Genomic DNA, 23,135 nt, shown 5'->3' with positions numbered 1-23,135 from the left:
CATGACCCAGCACGCCGCGCCGCCCTTCGACCCCAAGCACCCCACGCACCCGACAACTTCGGCCGGAGGCTCGGCCTGGGCGACCGGCGGCACCGTCTTCGCCGGTGTCCTGATGATGGTCAGCGGCATCCTGAGCGTGCTCAACGGCATCGCGGGAATCGCCGCCGACGACGTCTACACGCGCCTGGGCAGCTACGTGTACGAGTTCAACCTCACCACCTGGGGCTGGATCCACCTCGTGATCGGCGTCCTCGTGGCCGTCACCGGCTGGGGCATCCTCCAGGGCAAGGACTGGGCCCGCGGCGCAGGCATCGGCCTCGCCGCCCTCTCCATGGTCGAGTACTTCATGTTCCTGCCCTACGCCCCCTTCTGGTCGCTCATCTCCATCGCCATCGCGGTCTTCGTGATCTGGGCCCTGGCCACGGCCGGACGCCCGTCCACCACGAAGTAGCCCGCTGGCACCGGCCGCCAGGGCAACCCGCCACCGCCCCGCCTCGTCCTTAGGATCCTGAGGGGAGAATTCCGACTCCCCGGCGGACGAGCGAAAGGCCGGGCCCCGGACTTGGATACTGCGGCGGTGTGGGTTGGTCCGGAGCAGCGGCGGCGCGGGGGTACCTGGCTCGCGGGTCCGCTGCTCGCCGGGGTCAGCGTGGTCCTCGGGTTCCGGGCCGGCGACAGTGACGGGATCACCCCCGTGCCGCAGTTGCTGGCGTTTCTGCCCTGGCTCCTCGCGCCCACCGGGCTCGGACTCGCCCTCGCGCTGCTCGCCCGCTGGCGGACCGGGATGGTGTGGGGCGTGGCCGTACTGGGCGGTCTCGCCTGGTACATCGAGCCGTACGGGAAGATCGGCGCACCGACGGGGACGCCCCTCGCGGAACTCCGGGTGATGACCGCCAACGTGCAGTTCGGGTGGGCGACCGACGCGCTGATCGGCGCCGTCGAGCGGGAGAAACCCGCCGTCGTGTTCGTGGCGGAGTGCGAGTACACCTGCTCCCGCGCCCTACAGGACGCCCTCGGCGGAAGCGGCGGGGCGTTCCCGTACCGGCAGGCCGTCGAGGGCGCCGAATCCGCGGGGTCCGTGATCCTCAGCCGGTTCCCGCTCAAGGCCGCCGACGGCATACCCGGGACGACCATGGGCATGCCCGGCGCGGTGGCGGACGTGGACGGCCACGACGTACGACTCCAGCTCGCGCACCCCATGCCCCCGCTGCCCGGCCAGGTCGACGTCTGGCGGCGCGAGCTCGGCGCGCTGCGCGACTACGCGGCGGCGAGCGAGGAGCCCACGATCCTGGCCGGGGACTTCAACGCCTCCCAGGACCACGCCGCGTTCCGCCGCGTCCTCGACACCGGCCTGCGTGACAGCTCCCGCCTCGCCGGAGCCGCCCGCACCCCGAGCTGGCCCGCCAGGACTGCCCCCACCTTCGGCGCCCAGATCGACCACGTCCTGGTCTCCGGCGACTTCTCGGCGCACAAAGCCGCCTTCCTCACCCTCACCGGCTCCGACCACCACGCACTCGTCGTCGACCTCACCCTCCACCAACGCGGCTGAAACGACGCCGCCCGCGCACCCCAAGCCGCCCCACCCGGACCACTCCCGGTCTCTGGGGACTTCTCGTCTCCCGGGACTTATCGTCTCCGGGGACTGCTCGACTCCGGGGACTGCTCGACTCCGGGGACTGCTCGACTCCGGGGACTTCTCGTCTCCGGGGACTGCTCGTCTCCCGGGACTTCTCGACACGCAAAGCCCCCTTCCTCACCCTCACCCGCCCCGACCACCACACACTCGTCGCCGACCTCACCCTCCACCAACGCGGCTGAGACAGGGCCGGCCGCCATACTGAGGGGCATGTTCCGCCAGCTCCCGATCAGCAGCCTCAGCCCTCCCGACTGGCTGGTCAGGAACCTCAAACCGCAACCGGCCCCCATCCCCTGGGCCGCCGTCGCCCGCGCCGCGATCGCCATGAGCCTGCCGCTCGCCATCGGCCTCGCCGTCGGACAGCCGGCGTACGGCGCCCTCTCCTCCATGGGCGCCCTGTTCGGAGTCATCGGCGACACCGCCGACGCCTACCGCATGCGGATCCTCAACATCGCCGTCCCCCAGCTCTTCGGCGCGGCCGGCGTCACCATCGGCTCCCTCGCGTTCGGACATGGCTGGCTCACCGTCGGTGCCGTCACCGCCGTCGCGCTCCTGTCCGGGATGATCTCGTCGATCGGCGCCGTGGCCTCCGTGTCCGGCCTACTTCTGCTCCTCAACTGCGCGATCGGCGCCGGACTCCCCCTGCCGGGCCAGTGGTGGCTGGCGCCGCTGCTGATGGCCGGCGGCGGGCTCCTCGTGCTCGTCCTGGCGCTGCTCGCCTGGCCGCTGCGGTCGGGGGTGCCCGAACGGGCCGCGGTGGCCGCGAGCTACCGCACGGTGGCGGATCTGCTCGCCGCGAGCGGAACCGCGAAGTACGACGACATCCGCCTCGCCGTCACCCAGTCCTTCAACCAGTCCTACGACCTCGTCCTCGCCCGGCGCGCCTTCCACCACGGCCGCAACCCCGAACTGGTGCGTCTGCTGGCCCAGCTCAACGCCGTGACACCCGTCGTGGAAGCGGCTCCAGCGGCCCACCAGTACGGGAAGCCGCTGCCGGCCGAAGTCCCCGCCGCCCTACGCCACCTCGCCGAGGCCGTGGAGACCGGCTACAGCGGCCCGATAGGGCTCAAGCTCCCCGTGCCCGAGAACGAGACCGCGCGCGCCGTCGACCACGCCCTGCGGCACGCGGCCGCCGTGGTGACCCACCAGGCGGCGGACGCACGCAACGTCGACGACCCGCTCGGCAGGCCCGCCGCCCTGCATGTGCGCGCCGCCCGCGCCGCCCGCAACGTCATCCTGTCCGGCGCCTCCTGGCGCTACGGCCTGCGCCTGGCCCTGTGCATCGGGCTCGCACAGGCCCTTGTCTCGATCGTCCCGGTGCCGCGCTCGTACTGGGTCGCCCTCACCGTCACCTTCGTGATGAAGCCCGACTTCGGCTCGGTGTTCTCACGTGCTCTGCTGCGCGCCCTCGGCACGGTCGCGGGGCTCGTCGTCGCGGCCGGGGTCCTCGCCGTCGTACCGCTCGGCTGGTGGGACGTGCCGGTGATGTTCGTCCTCGCGCCGCTCATCCCGGCGTTGACCCGGCGCGGGTACGGCTACCAGACCGCCGCCGTCACGCCGGTGATCCTGCTGCTCTCGGACGTCCTCAACCACCAGGGCACCGCCCTGGTGGTGCCCCGCCTGGTCGACTCCCTCATCGGGTGCGCGATCGCCCTCGTCGCCGGGTATCTGCTGTGGCCGGAGAGCTGGCACACCCGGGTCGGCGACCGGCTCGCGGACGCGGTCGCGGACACCGCCGGGTATGTGGAGTACGCGTTCGGCGACGACGCCGACTCCGCCACCCGCGCCCGGATGCGCCGCGGCCTCTACCGCGATCTCTCCGCCATCCGTACGGAGTTCCAGCGCGCCCTCACCGAACCGCCGCCCAGCGGCCGGCGCGCCGCCGGCTGGCTGCCGCTCGTCGTCGCCGTGGAACGGATCGTCGACGCGACAACGGCGGCCGGGGTACGGATCCGGCACGGTGCCGCCCGGCCCTCCTCCGGCGAGGTCGGCCAAGTCACCCTGCAACTGCGGGAGTTGTCCGAGGGCCTGCACAAGACCGACGTACTCTTCGAGGTCCGCACCGACCTCACCGGCCCGTCGGGCAGCGTCCTGGAACCACTGCGGCAGGAGGTCGCGGCGGCACGGGCGATCACTTCGCCGCACTGACAGGCGGCGGGCAGGTAGGAGGACGGGGCCGGGTGCGAGCTGCCGTTCCTCATTTTCTTGCCTTGGTTTCAGCGTGACGCCAGGTGGTGCGTATGTGCGGAAACAGGCCACCGGAATGAACGGGGGGTGAACCCCTGGGATCCGAAGACGTGTGGGGATTACTCGGATAGCGCCGGCGAGGGGCTTGGTCGCAGGGGCTTGCCGAGAGGGCTGGTGGGGCGCTTGTGCGGCGGGGCGCGGGTCGCGACGGGGACGCGGTCTTGACGAGTGCGGGCCCCGTACTCCGCCCCTGCCCAAGATCACCAGCTGTGACCGCTAACCTTACGTGTCCGTCCTGGCCAGGGATTGACGGGCACCAACTCACGCGAAGGGTTGCGCACATGGGCATTCTCACCGTCTTGCGGAATGCGTTCGGCCGCTCACGCAAGGGCCGTGACACCGACGGGGAGACCTCGCGGGAGGCTTCGACTCCGACGGTTCCGGCACAGGCTTCCGCACCGGAGGCCGAGCCGAAGATTCCGGCGCCGTCCTCCGAACTCCGGCCGGAACCAGCCACGGAGCTCCCCGCTCCGACCCCCGCCCCCCAACCGTCCGTCGTGGACGAGTTGGTCTCGGCAGCGTTCGACAATGTGACGGTTCCTTCGGCTAGGACGCCGAAGCGGGACCCGGAACCGGAACCGACGGCGCCGCCTGCGGCGGAGGCGGAGGTCGCGGCAGAGCCCGAGGCCGAGGCTGAGGTGGAGACGCCCGAGCCGGTCGTTGAACCCGAGACCGTCGCCGAGGTCCCGGAGGCCTCCGAGCCGGAGGCCGAGGTCACCGAGGCGACTCCGGAGCCCGAGGTCGAGGTCGAGGAGACCCCCGAACCGAAGGCCGAGGCGACCCCCGAGGTCGAGGTCGAGGTCGAGGAGACCCCGGCGCCGAAGGCCGAGGAGCAGCCTGCGGCAGCAGCGGCCGAGCCGGCCGCCGACGACACCACCGCCACCGCCACCGCCACCGCCACCGCCACCGCCACCGAGGACCCGACTCCGCTCGCCGCGAAGGCGGACGAACCGGAAGCCGCCGACGGCGACGAGCCCCCACAGGGGCCACCCGCAGCCGACGACGAAAGTGTCACGGGTGGTGCGGGCGGGAAGACCGATCCGGCCGAAGGCCGGGTGCCCACCCACCGGCCCGAGGCCGACAAGACCCCCGAGGCGGGGGAGGTTCAGGAAACCTCCGACGCCGAGGAGGTCGAGGAAACCCCCGCGACGGAGCCGGCGCCGCTCACCCCGGCCGCCGCCCAGGCAGCCGTACCCGCAAGTCTCCTCACCGCCTACACCGAGGCGGACACCGCCCTCAAGACGCAGAACCTCACCGGCACCCGCGCCAAGGTCTACCTCGTCCTGGACCGCTCCGCGAGCATGCGCGCCTACTACAAGGACGGCTCCGCCCAGGCCCTGGGCGAGCAGACCCTCGCCCTCGCCGCCCACCTCGACCCCGAGGCCACGGTCCACGTCGTCTTCTTCTCCACGGAGCTGGACGGCACCGGCGAGCTGACCCTCACCGACCACGAGAACAAGGTGGACGAACTCCACGCAGGCCTCGGCCGCATGGGACGTACGAGCTACCACGCGGCCGTGGAAGAAGTCCTCACGCACCACCAGAAGTCGGACACCACGGCCCCCGCCCTCGTCGTCTTCCAGACGGACGGCGCCCCGGACGCCAAGACCCCCGCCACCCAGTCCCTCACGGACGCGGCGAAGAACCACCCCTCCGTCTTCTTCTCCTTCGTCGCCTTCGGCGAGCAGGACAACAAGGCCTTCGACTACCTCCGCAAACTGAGCACCGGCAACACGGCCTTCTTCCACGCGGGCCCGACCCCGCGCGAACTGACGGACGCCGAGGTCTACGAGGGCGTACTGGCGAACTGGCGCCCGTAACCCCCACCCGCACCTCACAACGGCCGCCCGCTTCCCACCCGGTAAAACGGGAGGCGGGCGGCCTACCCATGTCGGATACGATTTCAAGGTTCGTAAGACGACCGACGACACGACCTGAAACGACGATCGTCACCCCACGTACCGACCTGGGAGCAGCCCGCAATGGCTCGACACCTCATCACCAGCGCCCTTCCGTACATCAACGGAATCAAGCACCTGGGCAACATGGTGGGGTCCATGCTCCCGGCGGACGTGTACTCCCGGTACCTCCGCCAGCGCGGCCACGACGTCCTCTACATCTGCGGGACGGACGAGCACGGCACCCCGGCCGAGCTGGCCGCGAAGGAGCAGGGCCTCCCGGTCGACGAGTTCTGCGCGCAGGCGCATGACGCGCAGAAGGCGGTGTACGACGGCTTCGCGCTGGCCTTCGACTACTTCGGTCGCAGCTCCAGCCCGCAGAACCGCGAGATCACCCAGCACTTCGCCCGCCGCCTGAACGAGAACGGCTTCATCGAGAAGCGCGCGATCCGCCAGGTGTACTCCCCTGTGGACGGCCGTTTCCTCCCGGACCGTTACGTCGAGGGCACCTGCCCGCACTGCGGCTACGACAAGGCGCGCGGCGACCAGTGCGAGAACTGCACCCGCGTCCTGGACCCGACCGACCTGATCAACCCGCGCAGCGCCATCTCCGGCTCCACCGATCTGGAGGTCCGGGAGACCACGCACCTCTTCCTCCTCCAGTCGAAGCTGCAGCACGAGGTCGAGGCGTGGATCGACGAGGTCAGCGACGAGTGGCCGCAGCTCGCCTCCTCGATCGCCCGCAAGTGGCTGACCGAGGGCCTGCACGACCGCGCGATCACCCGTGACCTGGACTGGGGCGTCCCGGTCCCGGCCGACACCTGGCCGGAGCTGGCGGCGGCGGGCAAGGTCTTCTACGTCTGGTTCGACGCGCCGATCGAGTACATCGGCGCGACCAAGGAGTGGTCGGATCTGGACCCGGAGAACCGGGACTGGAAGTCCTGGTGGTACGACGCCGACTCCGGCGAGAACCCGGTCCGCTACACGGAGTTCATGGCCAAGGACAACGTGCCCTTCCACTCGGTGATGTTCCCGGCGACCGAGCTGGGCGTGCGCGAGCCGTGGAAGAAGGTCGACTATCTGAAGTCCTTCAACTGGCTGACGTACTACGGCGGAAAGTTCTCCACGTCCCAGAAGCGCGGTGTCTTCACCGACGCCGCCCTGGACATCCTCCCCGCCGACTACTGGCGCTACTTCCTGATCGCCAACGCCCCCGAGTCCGACGACTCGTCCTTCACCTGGGAGCACTTCACGGCGACGGTGAACAAGGACCTCGCGGACACGCTGGGCAACTTCGTCAACCGGGTCCTGTCCTTCTCGCGCAAGCGCTTCGGCGACGAGGTCCCGGCGGGCTCGGACGCCGGTGCGGCGGAGGCGCGGCTCGGCGAGGAGATCGCGGGCCTGCTCGCGGAGTACGAGTCCCAGATGGAGGCGCTCCAGTTCCGCAAGGCGGCCGCCGCACTGCGCGCCCTGTGGTCGGCGGGCAACTCCTACCTGGAGGAGAAGGCCCCCTGGCTGGAGATCAAGACGGACCCGGACGGCGCGGCCCTGACCCTGCGTACGGCGATGAACCTGATCCACCTCTACTCGGTGGTGTCGGAGCCCTTCATCCCGGCGTCGGCGGCAGCCATGCGCTCGGCCTTCTCCCTTCCCGACGACACCGCGACCTGGGTCACGGCGGAGGAGGCGAAGGCGCTGACCGCGGTCCCCGCCGGTACGGCCTTCACCGTTCCCCCCGTGCTCTTCGCCAAGATCACGGACGAGGACCTGGAGTCGTACAAGGAGCGCTTCGGCGGCGCACCGGAGTAGTCATGGCGTGGTGAAGAGGCCCGGCACCCTGTGGTGCCGGGCCTCTTCACAAAATCCGCCAGGCTGGAAACCGCCCCCGGCGCTGGCATGTCCGCGACCACCCGTATGGTTTCGCCATGGCAGTCCCCGAGGTCATCCCGATCGCGTACGAACCGAACCACCGCACCGAGGCCATCGGCCGTTACGCGGATGGTCAGTTCCTGGCGTCGGTCACGTATGCCTTCCCCGAAGGGTTCCGTCCCGACGACGGCTGGGAAGAGCACAAGCGTCTCTATACGGTGCTTCACACCTTCGACTCCGAGGGCCGGTACCGCGACTCGGAGATCTGGTGCGCGGGCACCTGGGCCGAGCAGCACCGCGCCCCGCACTCCGAGGGCTCGGTCCTCGCCCGGGCCGAGGCCCACCTGGGGAAACTCCTGCGAAGCCTCCCCCGGCGCTCGTACCTGGACATCGCGATCCGCCCCTTCCAAGTCACCGTCGACGGCGTCCTGTTCGGCCTGGTGATCAAGGAGGACGAGGAAGAGACCTGGGCCGAGCTCTACCCGGACCGCCTGGCCTTCACCGAGCCCTGGGACGGCTCGTACGACACCTGACCAGGCAGCGCAAGCCGTCCGGGGCTGCCCCGGGTCGCCGCGCGCACAGCAGCGCGCGCGGCGGGCCGCAGGTGTCAGGAGGGTGTCAGGAACCCTTCCTGTTCGTCGCGAGTCCGTTGAGGGAGCCGATCGTGTTCAGGTCTCCCTTGGTTTTGATGACGGCGCGGAGCACGTCCGTCGGCCCGACCAGCTGGTCCCAGCCGTCGGTCCAGGTGAAGTTGTTCCCGTTCGTGATGCCCAGCGTCTCCCAGACGTCGCCCTCCGTGGTCACCACCTTCACCGAGGCGTCGTTGCCCTGGGCCGCGATGGAGATACCGCAGGCGTCGTCCGGGAAGTTCCCGTTGTCGCTGAGGTCCGTCCACTCGTAGTCGCCCAGCGCCGGTGTGTTGTCCCTGCGCCCGGCGTACGCCACACCGTTGACGAGCGCGGCGCTGAACTCCTCCGAGCCCGAGGGCGCGTAGGTGTCGATGTCGGTACAGGGGCCCGTCGCGCCGGTGGCGCCGGTCGCGCCCGTGGGACCGGTCGGGCCGGTCGGGCCCGTGGCACCGGCTCCTGGCCCGGTCGGCCCTGTCGCGCCGGTCGGACCCGTCGCACCCGCACCGGTCGCACCCGTGGCACCCGTCGCACCGGTGGGACCCGTGGGCCCCGTAGGCCCCGTCGGTCCGACCTTGCACTTGTCGTGGGCTGCGTTGGCCACAGGCCCGGCGGTCATCCCCTTCGGCCCTGGCTTCGGCCTCGGCTTCTTGCAGGGGTCCCCGGTCGACGGGCTCGCCACGGTGGTCCCGTTGGCCGGATCGGCGTTGCGCGCCATGGCGCCCGCGGGGGTCGCGATGCTCGAGAGCACTAGTGCGAGCGAGGCGATGGTGCCGCCGGTCAGCCACGCGTTCCGCAGGGGAAGCGGACCGAATGGCGATCGGTTCCGATGTTCAGGACTCATACACTGCTCCTCATGATGTGGATCGAGTGATGTCCCAGAAACACGTTCGAGATTCCATTCCGGAAAAACGTTCGAGCATCCTTCGGCAACATCGGATCGCAGGAGCAACGCCTTAAGAATTCGACGGAGTTATCAACATATCGGCGTACTGGGCATCCACAGATGGGTGCGTGCGCGACAGCGAATTCGGCACCGCGTACCGGCGAGCCTTCACAAGGCTCAGGGCTCCTGTGCCTAGGGTCTCCCGGTCCGAATCGCCGCGAGCGGTGTTGCCGTGCGGCCGCCAGTCTGCCTGTGCGTGATCCCGGCGCGGTCAGGCGATCACCAGTTCGCATTCGCCCGGTTTGCTTCGGGCGAACTCAAGGTTGTGGGTCACACGCTCGCGCTGTCCCTCGGGCAGCTTCTCGCCGTCCAGGAGTCGCTCGCAGCAGGCCATGGACTCCTGGTAGTTCCCGGTCCAGTACGCCGCCACCGCGAGCTCGTCGAGTGCGCGCCAGTCGTACCAGTCGAACTCGACGAACAGGATGTCGCTCGGATAGGGGATCTGCGCCGCGGCCTTCGCGAAGAGATGGGCCAGCGGCCAGCGCGGGCCGTTTTCGCGGCAGAAGCGCGCCAGATCGCCGAGGGCTTCGGCGCGCGAGGGCCTGCTCTCGTGGGCGCGGAGATAGCGGTCCATCACCTCGGCGGCCGGCCTTTCGAGCCGTGCCGCGAGCCGCGCGGCATAAAGATGGGCGCAGAAGACCTCCTCGCCCCACCCGCCCATGGCCGCCCGGCGGTCGTAGGCGGCGAGTGCTTTCTCCGGCTCGTCGGCGTCGCGCCAGCTCTGTGCGAGATAGAAGACGTAGCGGGCGTTGTCGGGCTCCTCGACCAGGCCTTCCTCAAGGATCTCCGCATCGCGCAGGTACTTCTTCCGCTGGCCTTCCCGCAGGCGTGCCCCGCCTCCCACGGAGAGGATGTTGGCGCCCTTGAACATCCCGCGGCTGTACTCCTTCCCGCAGTCGAGGTACTCGTGCAGGACACCGACATAGCGCCAGGGCAGCCGGGTCGAGACCAGGGCGGGGCGCCAGTGGATGATCGGCCCGTCGTGGAGGGCGACGCGATAGGCGTCATGTGTCAGCTCCGGCATACGGAACCCCTCCTCCACCTCCATCAGGTCGTCGGCGTCGATGAACAGCAGGTAGTCCGCACGGTCGCGTGCGAGGTCGACCGCCTCGCTGCGGCTCCCGTCGAAACCCTTCCAGGGCCGCTCGTACAGGGCGCCGGGCAGATCCCCGAGAACCTCACGGATGACGTCCTGGGTGCCGTCGGTGGAGCCGGTGTCCAGGATGACCCACGTGTCGATCAAGGGGCGGACGGATTCCAGACAGCGGCGAATCACCGGCGCTTCGTCTTTGACGATCATGTTCAGGCATACCGTTGGATTCACGATCCTCATGAAATTCCAGCTCCCTGGCAGGAACGTCTGAGGCGCGCCGATAGGAAACGGGAACGGTGTGTGTCGCCGGCCCTGATCCAAATACGCCTGGATACGCTCTCGGCGTCGTGTCGGCCAGTGCAACCCACCACGATCGGGGAATGAATGCCCATCAGTAAATGGCCAGGAAAACTGAGGGATTACCCACGGCCCAGGAACCGTGTGGTGGCGGCCGCGACGATGGCTCTCGCCGTCACCGGTGTCGGCTCGGCGCTGACCTGGATGTCTGTCTCCCTGACCACCCTCGACGCTGATTCCAGGCCACAGGCAGCGTGTTCCTACACGGCCACCGAGCGCGGGAAGCCCACCGACATCCCCGTCTTCGACGCCGAAAAGGCCGCCCGCCCGTTGACTGCCACCTTGGTCACCAACCGAGGAGAGGTAACGCTCAAGGCCCTGACCGGCGACGCGCCCTGCACAACCAACTCGTTCTCCTTCCTGGCCCGCAAGGGGTACTTCGACGGCAGCGAATGCCACCGCGTCACCACCCGGGGAATCTATGTTCTGGAATGCGGCGGCGCCAAAGGGGACGGCAAATCCGATCCCGGGTACTTCTTCCCCGACGAGAACCTCGACGGCGCGGACTATCGTGCGGGCACCGTGGCGATGGCCAAGGTGACACCGGGGAGGAATGGAAGCCGGTTCTTCATCAGTTACGCCGATCCGGACGTCGGCATGGCGCCCCAGTGGACTCCGTTCGCGAAGGTCGTCGGGGGAATGGACGTACTGCAGGAGATCGGCGTGGCCGGGACGTCGGACGGATCCACCGACGGCAGACCGCGCAAGCCCGTCGTCATCGAGTCGGTGGCCTTGCGGTAGGCCCGCCGGGCGGGCAGGTATCACTCCGGCCGGCCCTGGGCGGTGTCCGTCAGCCCGCGCGGGTGAGCAGTACGAAGCCGTCCTGTTCCGCCGCGGTGCGGTATCCCTCGGCCAGGGCACGGTCCAGGGAGATCTTCTCCTCCCCGAAACTCTGCGGCCAGCGCCGATGCTGCGGTACCAGGGTGTCCACCATGATCCACTCCGGGTCGGGGCGGCTGTCGGCCCAGCCGTAGAGGCTGGCACTCGTGCGGCCGGTGAGCTGGGGCACGAGCTGGTTGGACGCCTGAACCGTCGCGCCGTCGGGGATGCGGTCCATGAGGCCATGGGCGACGGCGATCCGCGGATCGGTCCGCCAGGTCTCCGGCCTGACCAACTGCCACAGCGGGTACTGCGGAAGGATCAGGGCCGTGATCGCGGCCGAGCCCACGAGATAGCGCCGCAGGCTGACCCCGCTCGGCTGCCTCCGGACCAGGGCGTCGATGAAGGCGGCGAAGACAATCGGCATCAGTACGAGCGAGTAGTGGTAGCTGGTCCCCCAGTGGGTGGAGAGCCCGGAGGCGAAGCGCCAGACCAGAGTCGGCAGCGCGACCCACAACAGCGGGGACCGCAGGGCCAGGAACAGCGTGGGCGCCAGCAGGAAGAGCAACGTCGTGACCTTGGCCTCGGGGGTGATGAGACCGATCGTGACCTTGTACAGCAGATCCGACAGCCCGCTTTCGCCGCCGCCTTCCGGACCTGTCGTCAGCCAGTGCGTATACGCGTAGGACCCCTGCGGGTTGAAGGCCGGCAGGATCACCAGCATCGCCAGGGCCGTCCCGCACAGACCGGCCGCGGCGGTGCCGATCCCCAGCCTGCGATCCCCTCGCCGCGCGATGAAGAGGCCAATCACGGCCACGGTGAGCCCGAGGTCCTCCTTCACCAGCAGCAAGGGCAGCGCCCAGAACGCCGCGGCACGAAGCCGGTCACTCCCCAGCGCGGCCAGTGAGCACGCGAGCAGCGGTACGGCGAAGGCCACCTCGTGGAAGTCGACGCCGACCGCACTCGCGATACCCCAGGACAGGCCGTAGCAGGTGCCGATGATCCCCGCGGCCGCTGCGCCCAGTGTCCGACGGGCCCAGAGGGCCAGCGGCAGAACGCTCGCGGCGATCAGCGCGGCCTGCACCACGAGAAGCACCATCGGCGACGGCCAGAGCCGGTAGAGCGGAGCGACAAGCGCCAGAACGGGGTGGAAATGGTCCCCCAGCACAGGGAAGTCCGGCCCCTTCACCTCGGAGACGGGAAGGTGGCCCTCCGCGTAGGACCGGATGACCTGTTCGAAGATTCCCAGGTCGAAGGCGTTGGAGAGCATCCGTTGATGGAGGCGCAGGGACAGCGTCATGTACGCGAAGAACAGCGCTCCCGCGAGGGCCCAGATCCACCACGGAATCCTGGAGTGGCTCCTGGGGGAATCCCCTGCTCGCGTCTGCTCGCCGAGCTGCGACTGCTGAGGCGGGAGCGTGGCGCTGTCGGCGGGGGATGCCTGCATGACGGTGCCTTTCCAGAGCGGCTACGGCGTCCGAAGGCCCTCAAGATGCCAGCATTTGCCTGTACCCGACTCCGAATCATCTCCCGTACGGACAGAATCCTCCGAATAGCCGACCTAACCCGACAATGATTGGAAATCCTTCAGCCCGCTCATGCCGGACCACTTCCATCACTCCGATCAATCCCACTCCCCGAGCAGCGCCCCGTGGGCCGGGTCATCCCAGCTGCGCCTTGATGTGGTCGATCACCTCGTTGAACTCCTTCGTCGGCGAGAAGTCCACGTACTCGCAGTCCTCAAGCGCTTCCGGGACGTGACCGGGCGCCCAGTAGAAGGCCTGCCCCGCCTCGTAGATCTCGTCCCCCTGCTCGGTGCGCATCTTCAGCCGTCCCTTGAACAGGTAGCCCCAGTGCGGGCACTGGCACGAGTCACCGGGCAGGCCCTTGACCGCCGGTGTCATGTCCGTGCCCCCTGGAAGCCGCGCGAAGGCGACACTCATGTCTCCCCCGATCTCCCGCGTGCGCACCTCCACACCGCCGCCCTCGATCGCGACGGGAGTCTCAGTCCGCGTGGTTGCCGTCATGACTCCTCCAGGTCGGTTCCGCTCCGGATGGATCCGCGGGGACTGGCGGATCGGTCCCAGACATGACTCCGACAAGGCCTGGTCACGGCTGCCAGGGCTGGGACGGATCTGCCAATCACCGCCTACTGTCCAGTCTGGCCCCGGCCATGGCGGGTGTCCTCCGCAGGGGGAGCGCGCCGGAGGGTCTGCGTGAAGTCGTCTTCGGTCACGCGCGGTTCGTCTGGGCCTGCCGCAGGAGGGCGAGCAGGCTGTCGCGGGACACGGGGAGTACTCGAGTGGGCTCTTCGCTTTCACGGAGGAGCAAGGCGCCTTCGCGCTGGGCGAGTTCTATGCATTCGTTGCCGTCCGCGCCACCCGAGAACGACGACTTCTGCCACTGAGTCACGTCTTACAGCTCCTTCGCCAGGCGGTGGATGAAGTCCCGCGAGCGGGCGGGCTCCAGGGAAGCCGATTCCACCTTACGGAAGAGTGTTCGCATGGACTGGAGCTGGGCAGCGGCGTCCAGGAAAGCCGAGCCGTACGGGGTGTCCCGCTGAACGGTGTCCAGCGCGGGTACCCGCCCGCCCGTGTAGACCAGAGCTGAACTCGCCCCGGCGAAGCCGTCCACGTCGAACGGGACAACGCGCACCGTGACCTGCGGATTCTCTGACTCCCTGAGGATTTCCTCGAGTTGGGCGCGAGCAACACGCCGGTCCGCGACACGTGTACGCAGCACGGACTCGTGCAGCACCGCCGAGTACGGGGCCGCCCCGTCCTTGAAGAGGGCTGCCTTTCGGCGCATCCGGTGTTCGACCCTCGGCTCCAGCTCACTCTCCGGGAGCTCCGGGCGCCAGTCCCCAACGACCTCCGAGCCGTCACCATCTGCCACCGCACCCTCCGCCTGATCCTCGCCACCCATGGCCTCCCCCACCTCACGGAAGCGGCCGAACTGGTGGCGACGGAGCTGGTCACGAACGCGGTCCAGCACACGAAGGGCCCCGCCGCCATACGGCTCCGTGCAGAGGGCGGCGCCCTGCGTATCGGGGTCTGGAACGCGGACCCCGCACCGCCCCGCCTCGCCCGCCAGACCGCCCCGGACGCCGAGACGGGCCGCGGCCTCGCCCTCGTCCACAGCCGCGCGGACAGCTGGGGATGGGTACAGCAGCGGGACCCCCGGCACATCGCCGACACCGGCAAGTACATCTGGTGCGAACTGACTTGGGCAGCGTGAACGTTCCTCCGGCCGCGTCTTCGCGGTACTCGGTATCCCGTTACCCAGGACGCGAGGGCACAAAGGGCCCGGAACCAGTGGAGTTCCGGGCCCTGGCCGACCAGATCGAGAGCTACGACACCGAAGCCGGCGCCGACGCGCTCGGCGCCGTGTCCGTGCTGTTCTCGTTCTCGTTCTCGTCCGGGGCCACGCCCAGCGTCAGGTCGGCCTGGACACCCCGGGCGAGGTGCCTCTTGTCGTACCTGAGGTGGAGAAGGCCGCCCTCGGCGCCGTTGTCGGGGTAGATCGTGTCCTCGTCGAGGGTCGTGCGGGCGATGGTGTTCGTCGAGTACGGGTCCAGCTCGGCGGAGGCGAGCACCGACTCCTCGTCGAAGAAGAGCTGGCCCGTGTGGCAGGTGTGGCCGCCCTCGTATCCGGAGGAGGTCCACTCGCCGTCCACGTGAACCTTGACGTGGATGTGCACGCAGCGGCCCTGGTACCAGCCCGGGAAGACGGTCCTGAAGGTGACGAAGCCGTGCTTGTCCGTCCGCCACGTGCCGCGCAGATAGCGCTCGTCGTCGGTCGGCTCCTGGTGGACCGGACCGCCGGGACCGCCGGGGCCGCCCGTCGGGGGCGGGCCGGTGGGGACGCCGGTGGGCCGGGGGCCGCCGCCACCGCCGTTGCCCATGTCCTCGTAGCCCGAGTAGATGCCCAGGGCCGAGCAGTGCCAGATGTCGACGGCGGCGTTCCGTACCGGTCTACAGGTCTCGGCGTCGATCACCTTGAGCCGGAGGGCGAGGGGGATGCCCTCCTCGTCCTCGGTGACGTTCTGGCGGATCTTGTCGGCGTCGATGTAGTACGGACCCTCGGTGGTCTCCGTGGTCAGGACGTAGCAGGCCTCCGGGGTGCCGGACGAGCTCGCGGGTTCCGTCCCGAGTGAGCCGTCGCCCGCGAAGGCGTTCGCGCCCAGGCCGGCCGCCAGACCCGCTGCCGCGACCGTCGCACCGCCGGCGACGATGACCCGACGGCGCGTCAGTTCCTGTTCTGTTGCTGTGTGTTGGGGGTTCTCAGTCATGACCGCGGAGATTATGAAGTGAACCTGTCAAAGCGCTGTGATTGACGGGGGTTCCCGAGGACCACATGAGAATGGCTCGGAACCGGTGTCGATTCCGAGCCATTCGAACCCGTGGGGGACGCGGACGAAGGTCTACTTCGGCTGCGGCTTCCGTACGGAGATGTGCAGCTCGCGGAGGCGGGACTCCTCCAGCTCCGTCGGCGCGCCCATCATCAGGTCCTGCGCGTTGCCGTTGAGCGGGAACGCGATGGTCTCGCGGATGTTCGGCTCGTCGGCGAGAAGCATGACGATGCGGTCGACGCCGGGCGCGATGCCGCCGTGCGGCGGGGCGCCGAAGCGGAACGCGCGGAGCATGCCGGCGAACTGCTCCTCGACGGTGTCACGGTCGTAGCCCGCGAGCTCGAAGGCCTTGAGCATGATGTCGGGCTCGTGGTTCCGGATCGCGCCGGAGGACAGCTCGACGCCGTTGCAGACGATGTCGTACTGCCAGCCCAGGACGTCCAGCGGGTCCTGGGTCTCCAGGGCCTCCAGGCCGCCCTGCGGCATCGAGAACGGGTTGTGCGAGAAGTCGAGCTTCCCGGTCTCCTCGTCCTTCTCGTACATCGGGAAGTCGACGATCCAGCAGAAGCGGAAGACGCCCTCCTCGAAGTGACCGGCACGCTTCGCGGCTTCCACCCGCACCGCGCCCATGATCTTCGAGACCTCGTCGAACTCACCCGCGCCGAAGAACACCGCGTGGCCCGCGGCGAGCGACAGGCGCTTCGTCAGCTCCGCGACGTTCTCCTCGGTCAGGAACTTGGCGATCGGGCCGTTCAGCGAACCGTCCTCGGTCACCCGCACCCACGCCAGGCCCTTCGCCCCCTGCTCGACCGCGTAGTCACCGAGGCCGTCGAAGAACTTCCGCGACTGCCCGGCGACGTCCGGCACCGCCAGGGCGCGCACGTGCTTGCCCGCGAACGCCTTGAACTCCGAGCCCTCGAAGACGTCGGTGATGTCGACGAGCTCCAGCTTGGCCCGCAGGTCCGGCTTGTCGGAGCCGTACTTCAGCATCGACTCGCGGAACGGGATGCGCGGGAAGGGCGAGGTGACATGGCGGCCGCCGCCGAACTCCTCGAAGAGCTCCGTCATGAGCTTCTCGATCGGCTGGAAGACGTCCTCCTGCTCGACGAAGGACATCTCCACGTCGAGCTGGTAGAACTCGCCCGGCGAACGGTCCGCGCGCGCGTCCTCGTCGCGGAAACAGGGCGCGATCTGGAAGTAGCGGTCGAAGCCGGAGATCATCAGCAGCTGCTTGAACTGCTGCGGAGCCTGCGGGAGGGCGTAGAACCTGCCCGGGTTCAGCCGGGACGGGACCACGAAGTCACGGGCGCCCTCGGGGGAGGTCGCGGACAGGATCGGGGTCGCCATCTCGTTGAAGCCCAGCGCCGTCATCTTGTGACGGATCGCCGAGATCACGGCCGTACGCAGCAGGATGTTGCGGTGCATACGCTCGCGGCGCAGGTCCAGGAAGCGGTACTCCAGGCGCCGCTCCTCGTTGACCCCGTCCTCGGCGTTGATCGTGAACGGGAGCGGGGCCGCCGCACCGAGCAGCTCGACCTCGCTCACCTCGACCTCGACCTCGCCGGTCGGCAGATCCGGGTTCACGTTCTCCGCGCCGCGCGAGACGACCCTGCCGTCGACGCGGACCGTCGACTCCTTGGAGATCTTGTCGAGCGCCTCATAGGCGGGCGTGCCGGGGCGGGCGACGAGCTGCGTGATGCCGTAGTGATCGCGCAGATCGATGAAGAGGATGCCGCCCAGGTCGCGCCGATTGTGCAGCCAGCCACTCAGCCGGACGTCACTGTCGACGTCAGAGGCGCGGAGCTCGCCGCAGGTGTGGGACCTGTACCGATGCATCGTCGTTTCATCCAGTCTTTGCGGATCAGGGGCTGTGTTCACGTGAACGGATCGGAACCGATCGAGCCGTGAACAGAGCCGTGGATCGAGCTCTGTTTCACGTGAAACTTCCCCAAGACTACCGGCCACGCCAAGATCACTCCCCCCTATAACCCCGCCGCAGCCCACTGCGACCGCGACAGGTCTAGGTGGCAGGTACGGATCCCCTCTCCCTACAGTGGGTCAATGCGAACTGGTGAGCCCGTGCCCGCCGTGGGGGACGTCCTGGCCGCCCTCGCGACCGGCGTATGGCGCTGGGACACCGCCACCGGGCTGGTCACGGTCGACGCCGAGGCGGCACGGCTGCTCGGCCTGCCCGCGGAGCCCTCCACGCTGACGCGGGCCCGCGCACGCGCCCGGATGCACCCGGTCGACTGGAACGAGATCACCGCGGTCGTCCAGTTGGCCGTCGCCGAGGGCACCCTCGCCGAGGTTCGGGTCCGGATCATGGACGGGCAGGGCCGGGTGGTCCGTACGCTGCGCTGCCGCTCCAAGCCGATGTTCACCCCGGGAAAGCCGGCGTACGACATGATCGGCACGCTCCAGGAGGTCACCGAGCCCTCGCCGGACGCCGCGTGGCGCACGCCCATCACCGGTGACTGGCGGCGCTCGCGCGAGGCGTTCCTGCTGGACGCCGGGCGCGCGCTGGCCGAGGCCCGGTCCACGGCGGAGGTACTGCGGGTCGCGGCGGGCCTGTCGATGCCCGGGTTCTCGCCGGACGGGCTCGCTGTCTTCGGCGCGGAGGGCGACCGGCTGACGGTCATCGGACACCACGGGCAGCAGCCGGGCGACGAGGCACCGTTCGTCCACATGTCCCTCACCACGGACTATCCGGCCGCGGAGGTCGTCCGAACCGGCCGCGCCGTCTACATCTCCTCCCCGGAGGACTACAAGGAGCGCTATCCCGTCTCCTGGCCGCTGGCCCAGCGCTTCGGCCGGCAGTCCTGGGCGTTCCTGCCGCTGACGGTCGCGGGCCGCACGATGGGCGCGTGGATGGCGGCCTTCGCCTACCCCGTCACCTTCACACCCGACGAACGCGCGGTCCTGACGACCGTGGCCCGCATGCTCGCCCAGGCCCTCTCCCGCGCCGGCGCCGCCGAGACCGAGCGGGAACTGACCGACGGCCTCCAGCGCTCGATGATGCCCACGCTGGGCCCCCAGATGCCGGGCATGACCGTCGCCGCGCGCTACGTCCCCACCGGCGGCGGGCTCCAGGTCGGCGGCGACTGGTACGACATGATCCCGCTCCCGACCGGCCGGTTCGCCCTCGTCATCGGCGACGTCCAGGGCCATGACGTCCGCGCGGCCGGCCTGATGGGCCAGCTCCGGATCGCGCTGCGCGCGTACGCCGCCGAGGGCCACCGCCCGGACGCGGTGCTCTCCCGCGCCTCACGCTTCCTGTACGGGGTCACGGACTCGGTGACGTACGGCTCCAGCGGCGGCAGCGACAGCGAGGGCGACGCCGGTGACATGCGCTTCGCGACCTGCCTGTACGTCGAGGTCGACCCGGAGACCGGGACGCTGGACATCGCCCGTGCCGGGCACCCGGACCCGGCGATACGCATGGCGGACGGGACCGTGCTGACGCGCCCCACGGCGGGCGGGCTGCCGCTCGGCATCGACCCGGACGCCGACTATCCGACGACCCGGCTCGTCCTGGAGCCCGGCGAGACCATGCTGATCTGCACCGACGGGCTGATCGAGACCGGTGGCCACGACCTCGACACCGGCTGGCGGCGCATCCGCCGGATCCTCGAGGCCCACGACGGCGACATGGAGGCCCTCGCCGACGCCCTGGTCCAGGCCGTCCACGGGCCCTCCTCGCACCACACCCCCGGTCCGCTGGTGGACAGACGCGAGGACGACATAGCCGTGCTGCTGCTGTGCCGGATAGGGCCGGGCTGCGGCTGCGGCGACACGGTCACGGCCGTACGGTCCTTCACGCGCCGTACCGTGCTGACCGTGGCGCAGGCCGAGCCCGAGGGTGTCGCGGTCGCCCGCCGACAGGTGCGGGAACTCCTCCACGACTGGACGTCCGAGGACCAGCTCGACTCCGCCGTCCTCCTCGTCTCCGAGATGATGACGAACGTCCTCGTGCACACGGACGCCGACGCCCTCCTCCTCGCCGAGGTGACCGGAGAGGGCGACAAGCGCCGGATGCGGGTGGAGGTCACCGACGCCAGCGACGATCTGCCGCACAGACGCCACCCGGGCGAACTGGCGTCCTCCGGGCGTGGGCTGGTCCTCGTGGAACTCCTCGCGGACGTGTGGGGCGTGGACCCGCGGGGCGAGGGGAAGAGCATCTGGTTCGAGTTCTACGAGCCCGCTCCCGACGCTTCCGACGGCTCGTCCGACGCCTCCGCCGAGTAGCGCGTCCGCAGCTCCGACAGCACCCCGAACGCGGCCGCCGTCAGCGGTACGGCGAGCAGCATGCCCAGGATCCCCGCGACGGACGCCCCCGCGGTGATCGCCAGCATCACCACCGCAGGATGCATCTGCACGGTCCGGCTCTGGATCATCGGCTGTAGCACATGGCCCTCGAGGACCTGCACGGCGAGCACCACCCCGAGCGCCCACAGCGCGATGACGACGCCCCGGTCCGCGAGCGCGACCAGCACGGCCACCGCGCCGGAGAGGAACGCGCCGAGATACGGGATGTACGCGCCCACGAAGACCAGCGCGCCCAGTCCCACCGCGCCCGGAACGTCGAGGATCAGCAGTCCGACCGTGATGCACACGGCGTCGATGAACGCGATGATCGTCGTCCCGCGCATAAAGCCCTCGACGGCCTCGAAGGCACGTCGGGCCACGGCTTCGACGGTGTCCGCGGTGCCGCGCGGCGCGAGTGACCGCAGGGCTCCCACGGCCCGGTGGGAGTCCCGGAGGAAGAAGAAGACGAGCAGCAGGGCGAGCACCGCCATGGCGATCACCTCGCCGACGACACTGATGCCGCTGATCACCCCGGAGGCCGCCGTACCGCCGAACTTGGACAGCAGGTCCTTGGCGTTGGTCGCGAGGTCGTCGAGTGACGTGCCCGCCGCTCCGAAGTGTTCGGAGACCGACTTGGCGGCCTCCTTGAGCGAGGACACGATCTCGTCGCCGGTGTCGATGAGCGCGGCGACGACGACGTAGACGGCCCCGCCGACCACCGCGACGACCGCGACACAGGTGAGCCCGGCCGCCACCGACCGGTTCACCCGGGCCTTCACCAGCCGCTGGTACAGCGGTCCCAGCAGGGCCGTCCCCAGCAGCGCGAGGAGCACCGGCACGACCGCCGTCCGCACCTGGGAGCACAGCTCGACGCCGACCCAGCCGACCCCGGCGGCCAGCAGGACCACCGCACACCAGGCCGCCAACCGCCGGGCGTCTTCGGGAAGTAGCTGCACACGCCCACCCGACCACGGCAGGAGCGGGCCGTCCTGCCGGAACGGTCCAGCCGGGTGACGCAGCGGGTTCGTACCCCAACTGCCCGGTTCAGGATGATTTCTGATCGGCTGTCATCCACGAACTCACGTGACCCAACCGCGGTAGACTCTTTGCTCACTGGTGTGCAATTCTGTGGCCGCGGACGACCGGAGTGATCTTTGGCTCAGGTGTGGCTCAGTGAGCCCCTGCGACGCCTTCCTCCGTTCGTCCGACCCCCCACCAACGAACTTGGAAACGGACTCCATGTCGCACAGAATTTCACGTCGCCGACTGCTGAGCGCAGGGATGGTGTTGGGTGCCCTGGGAACGGTCGGGGCGGTGACCCGGGCCATGGCGGTCGCCCCCGCCGGGGAACAGACCTCTCCGGGCGACCAACTCACCTACCCCTCACCGGACCTGACGCCCTACGTGGACGACCTGTGGATCCCCCCGTCGCTGAGCGGTGACCGCACCCTGTCGATGGCCCGGTCCAGCCACCGCTTCCACCGGGACCTGGGCACCGCGCCCACGTGGTCCTTCGGAGGGCAGCCGTATCTGGGTCCGACGATCGAGGCCCGGTCGGGGGAGAAGCTCAAGCTCACGTTCACCAACAACCTGAACGGCCACTTGTTCGCCAACTCGGTCGACACCACCCTGGACGGCGCGTCCGAGGAGGACCGCACCAGGCCCCGCACCTCGGTCCATCTGCACGGCGCGGTCGTGCGGCCCGAGTTCGACGGGCACACCGAGAACACCTTCCGCACCGGCGCGTCGATGACCTACGAGTTCACCAACGGGCAGGAGGCCACCGCCCTTTGGTACCACGACCACGCGATGGCGCTCACCCGGCTGAACGTCCCCGCGGGGCTCGCCGGGATGTACCTGATCCGGGACGAGTTCGACACCGGCACCTCAAGCAACCCGCTGGGCCTGCCAAGTGGCGACTACGAGATACCCCTGATCATCGCCGACCACCGCTTCAACGAGGACGGCTCCCTCAATCCCCGTACCGCCCGCAGCACCCCCGAGGGCACACTCCAGGAGCCCATGGTCGGCGACACGATGACGGTGAACGGTGTCGTGATGCCGTCGCTGGAAGTGGCGCGCGGGCTGTACCGGTTCCGGCTGCTGAACGCGTCCAACTGGCGGGCGTACCACCTCTATCTGTCCAACAGCATGCCCTTCCGGGTCATCGGGAACGACGGCGGTCTGCTCAACAGCGGTGTCAGCACCACGTCGATCCGGGTCAGTCCCGGTGAGCGCGCGGATCTGCTGATCGACTTCTCCGCCCTGTCCGGCGGCGACACGGTCGAGCTGCGCAACGACGAGCAGGTGAACCCCTCCATCGCCGCCATCACCGGCGGCTACAGCCTGCCCCGGGTCATGCGCTTCACCGTCTCCAGCAGCACGGGCTTCACCAAGGCCGCGCCGACCGTCCTGCGGGGCGGTCCGTCCCAGCCCGCTGCCCTGCCGCCGGCCGTGCCGGTACCGACCCGGCGAGTGGTGGGCCTGACGCTGACGGGCGAGGGCATGGCGCTCAGCAACCTCTGCTACGGCGACGATCCGATAGAGAAGCCCAAGCAGGGCAGCACCGAGGTCTGGGAGATCGTCAACTCCACCGTGGAGGACCACCCCGTTCACCTGCATCTGGTGAACATGCGTGTCCTCAGCCGCCAGTCCTTCGACATCAACGCCTATCTCAAGGCCAACCCGGCCCCGTCCATGGGCAACCGCTGGGCCCCGCCGACCGATGCCTACCTGACCGGGCAGAGTCAGACCCCGGCGCCCTGGGAGGCCGGGCTGAAGGACACCGTGCTGTGTCCGCTGAACACGGTCACCCGCGTCCTGATCCGCTTCCCGACCGCCGACGAGCTGGGCTTCGACCCCGACGCGGTGTTCACGTCGCAGAGCGGTGAAAGCCTGCAGGGCTATGTCTGGCACTGCCACCTCATCGACCACGAGGACGACTGCATGATGGCCAGGTACCGCATCGTCTCCTGACCCTGCCGGTCT

At 69.4% G+C, this 23,135-nt stretch carries 18 protein-coding genes and 1 pseudogene; 10 read left to right on the top strand and 9 right to left on the bottom strand.

Annotation, left to right across the window (positions count from 1 at the left end; translation table 11 throughout):
* The first annotated feature begins 1 nt into the window (after position 1).
* From ACIPC1_RS14660 to ACIPC1_RS14635, 6 genes are all read left to right on the top strand, one after another.
* Positions 2-451 (top strand): hypothetical protein, encoded by a 450-nt coding sequence (locus tag ACIPC1_RS14660; protein WP_402516787.1) that lies wholly within the window; start codon positions 2-4, stop codon positions 449-451.
* Between the two features lie 111 nt (positions 452-562).
* The gene (locus ACIPC1_RS14655) at positions 563-1,549 is read left to right on the top strand and encodes an endonuclease/exonuclease/phosphatase family protein (RefSeq protein ID WP_402516785.1); all 987 of its coding nucleotides are present in this window, start codon (positions 563-565) and stop codon (positions 1,547-1,549) included.
* Between the two features lie 297 nt (positions 1,550-1,846).
* A complete protein-coding gene (locus ACIPC1_RS14650; RefSeq protein ID WP_402516783.1) occupies positions 1,847-3,784 on the top strand; it encodes an FUSC family protein in 1,938 nt (645 codons plus the stop codon).
* 380 nt (positions 3,785-4,164) lie between these two features.
* A complete protein-coding gene (locus ACIPC1_RS14645; RefSeq protein WP_402516781.1) occupies positions 4,165-5,703 on the top strand; it encodes a VWA domain-containing protein in 1,539 nt (512 codons plus the stop codon).
* A 162-nt stretch (positions 5,704-5,865) separates the two neighbouring features.
* Positions 5,866-7,590 carry a methionine--tRNA ligase gene (metG, locus tag ACIPC1_RS14640; protein WP_402516780.1) on the top strand — a complete coding sequence of 575 codons (1,725 nt, stop codon included), beginning with the start codon at positions 5,866-5,868 and terminating at the stop codon, positions 7,588-7,590.
* 116 nt (positions 7,591-7,706) lie between these two features.
* Entirely contained in the window at positions 7,707-8,183 is a 477-nt protein-coding gene (locus ACIPC1_RS14635; RefSeq protein ID WP_402516778.1) for a hypothetical protein, read from the top strand.
* 85 nt (positions 8,184-8,268) lie between these two features.
* Here the strand turns inward: ACIPC1_RS14635 and ACIPC1_RS14630 are convergent, their stop codons facing one another.
* Entirely contained in the window at positions 8,269-9,120 is an 852-nt protein-coding gene (locus ACIPC1_RS14630; protein ID WP_402516776.1) for a hypothetical protein, read from the bottom strand.
* A gap of 313 nt (positions 9,121-9,433) precedes the next feature.
* Complete coding sequence (locus ACIPC1_RS14625; protein WP_402516773.1) at positions 9,434-10,522, bottom strand: glycosyltransferase; 1,089 nt, start codon at positions 10,520-10,522, stop codon at positions 9,434-9,436.
* A 237-nt stretch (positions 10,523-10,759) separates the two neighbouring features.
* Here ACIPC1_RS14625 and ACIPC1_RS14620 point away from each other — a divergent pair, with 237 nt between their 5' ends.
* Complete coding sequence (locus tag ACIPC1_RS14620; RefSeq protein WP_402516771.1) at positions 10,760-11,413, top strand: peptidylprolyl isomerase; 654 nt, start codon at positions 10,760-10,762, stop codon at positions 11,411-11,413.
* Between the two features lie 49 nt (positions 11,414-11,462).
* Here the strand turns inward: ACIPC1_RS14620 and ACIPC1_RS14615 are convergent, their stop codons facing one another.
* From ACIPC1_RS14615 to ACIPC1_RS14600, 4 genes and pseudogenes are all read right to left on the bottom strand, one after another.
* Positions 11,463-12,938, bottom strand: coding sequence for a DUF2079 domain-containing protein (locus ACIPC1_RS14615; RefSeq protein WP_402516769.1), 1,476 nt, complete (start codon positions 12,936-12,938; stop codon positions 11,463-11,465).
* A gap of 214 nt (positions 12,939-13,152) precedes the next feature.
* Positions 13,153-13,518, bottom strand: a complete 366-nt coding sequence (locus ACIPC1_RS14610) for a hypothetical protein (RefSeq protein WP_402516767.1) — start codon at positions 13,516-13,518, stop codon at positions 13,153-13,155.
* A gap of 205 nt (positions 13,519-13,723) precedes the next feature.
* On the bottom strand, positions 13,724-13,903 hold the full coding sequence (locus ACIPC1_RS14605) for a DUF397 domain-containing protein (protein WP_402516765.1): 180 nt from the start codon (positions 13,901-13,903) through the stop codon (positions 13,724-13,726).
* A gap of 3 nt (positions 13,904-13,906) precedes the next feature.
* Positions 13,907-14,347: pseudogene (locus tag ACIPC1_RS14600) on the bottom strand (DUF5753 domain-containing protein); the annotation flags it as partial.
* Between ACIPC1_RS14600 and ACIPC1_RS14595 the strand changes: the two are divergent.
* Positions 14,303-14,728 (top strand): ATP-binding protein, encoded by a 426-nt coding sequence (locus ACIPC1_RS14595; RefSeq protein WP_402516763.1) that lies wholly within the window; start codon positions 14,303-14,305, stop codon positions 14,726-14,728. The pseudogene ACIPC1_RS14600 and the gene ACIPC1_RS14595 sit on opposite strands and share 45 nt — an antisense overlap.
* Positions 14,729-14,840: 112 nt before the next feature.
* Here ACIPC1_RS14595 and ACIPC1_RS14590 read toward each other — a convergent pair whose 3' ends face one another.
* Both ACIPC1_RS14590 and aspS read right to left on the bottom strand, forming a co-directional pair.
* Complete coding sequence (locus ACIPC1_RS14590; RefSeq protein ID WP_402516762.1) at positions 14,841-15,782, bottom strand: intradiol ring-cleavage dioxygenase; 942 nt, start codon at positions 15,780-15,782, stop codon at positions 14,841-14,843.
* Between the two features lie 132 nt (positions 15,783-15,914).
* Positions 15,915-17,678, bottom strand: coding sequence for an aspartate--tRNA ligase (gene aspS, locus ACIPC1_RS14585; protein ID WP_402516760.1), 1,764 nt, complete (start codon positions 17,676-17,678; stop codon positions 15,915-15,917).
* A 225-nt stretch (positions 17,679-17,903) separates the two neighbouring features.
* Between aspS and ACIPC1_RS14580 the strand changes: the two genes are divergently transcribed.
* Positions 17,904-20,087, top strand: coding sequence for a SpoIIE family protein phosphatase (locus ACIPC1_RS14580; protein WP_402516759.1), 2,184 nt, complete (start codon positions 17,904-17,906; stop codon positions 20,085-20,087).
* On the opposite strand, the gene ACIPC1_RS14575 is transcribed toward ACIPC1_RS14580, so the two are convergent.
* Entirely contained in the window at positions 20,033-21,103 is a 1,071-nt protein-coding gene (locus tag ACIPC1_RS14575) for an AI-2E family transporter (RefSeq protein WP_402516758.1), read from the bottom strand. The genes ACIPC1_RS14580 and ACIPC1_RS14575 overlap by 55 nt on opposite strands.
* Positions 21,104-21,386: 283 nt before the next feature.
* Between ACIPC1_RS14575 and ACIPC1_RS14570 the strand changes: the two genes are divergently transcribed.
* Positions 21,387-23,123, top strand: a complete 1,737-nt coding sequence (locus ACIPC1_RS14570; protein ID WP_402516757.1) for a multicopper oxidase family protein — start codon at positions 21,387-21,389, stop codon at positions 23,121-23,123.
* The last annotated feature ends 12 nt before the right edge of the window (positions 23,124-23,135 follow it).

Origin of the sequence: Streptomyces sp. NPDC087263 (genome assembly GCF_044744645.1) — a bacterium.
Taxonomy (GTDB): domain Bacteria; phylum Actinomycetota; class Actinomycetes; order Streptomycetales; family Streptomycetaceae; genus Streptomyces.
This window is presented reverse-complemented; position numbering and strand designations above follow the sequence as displayed.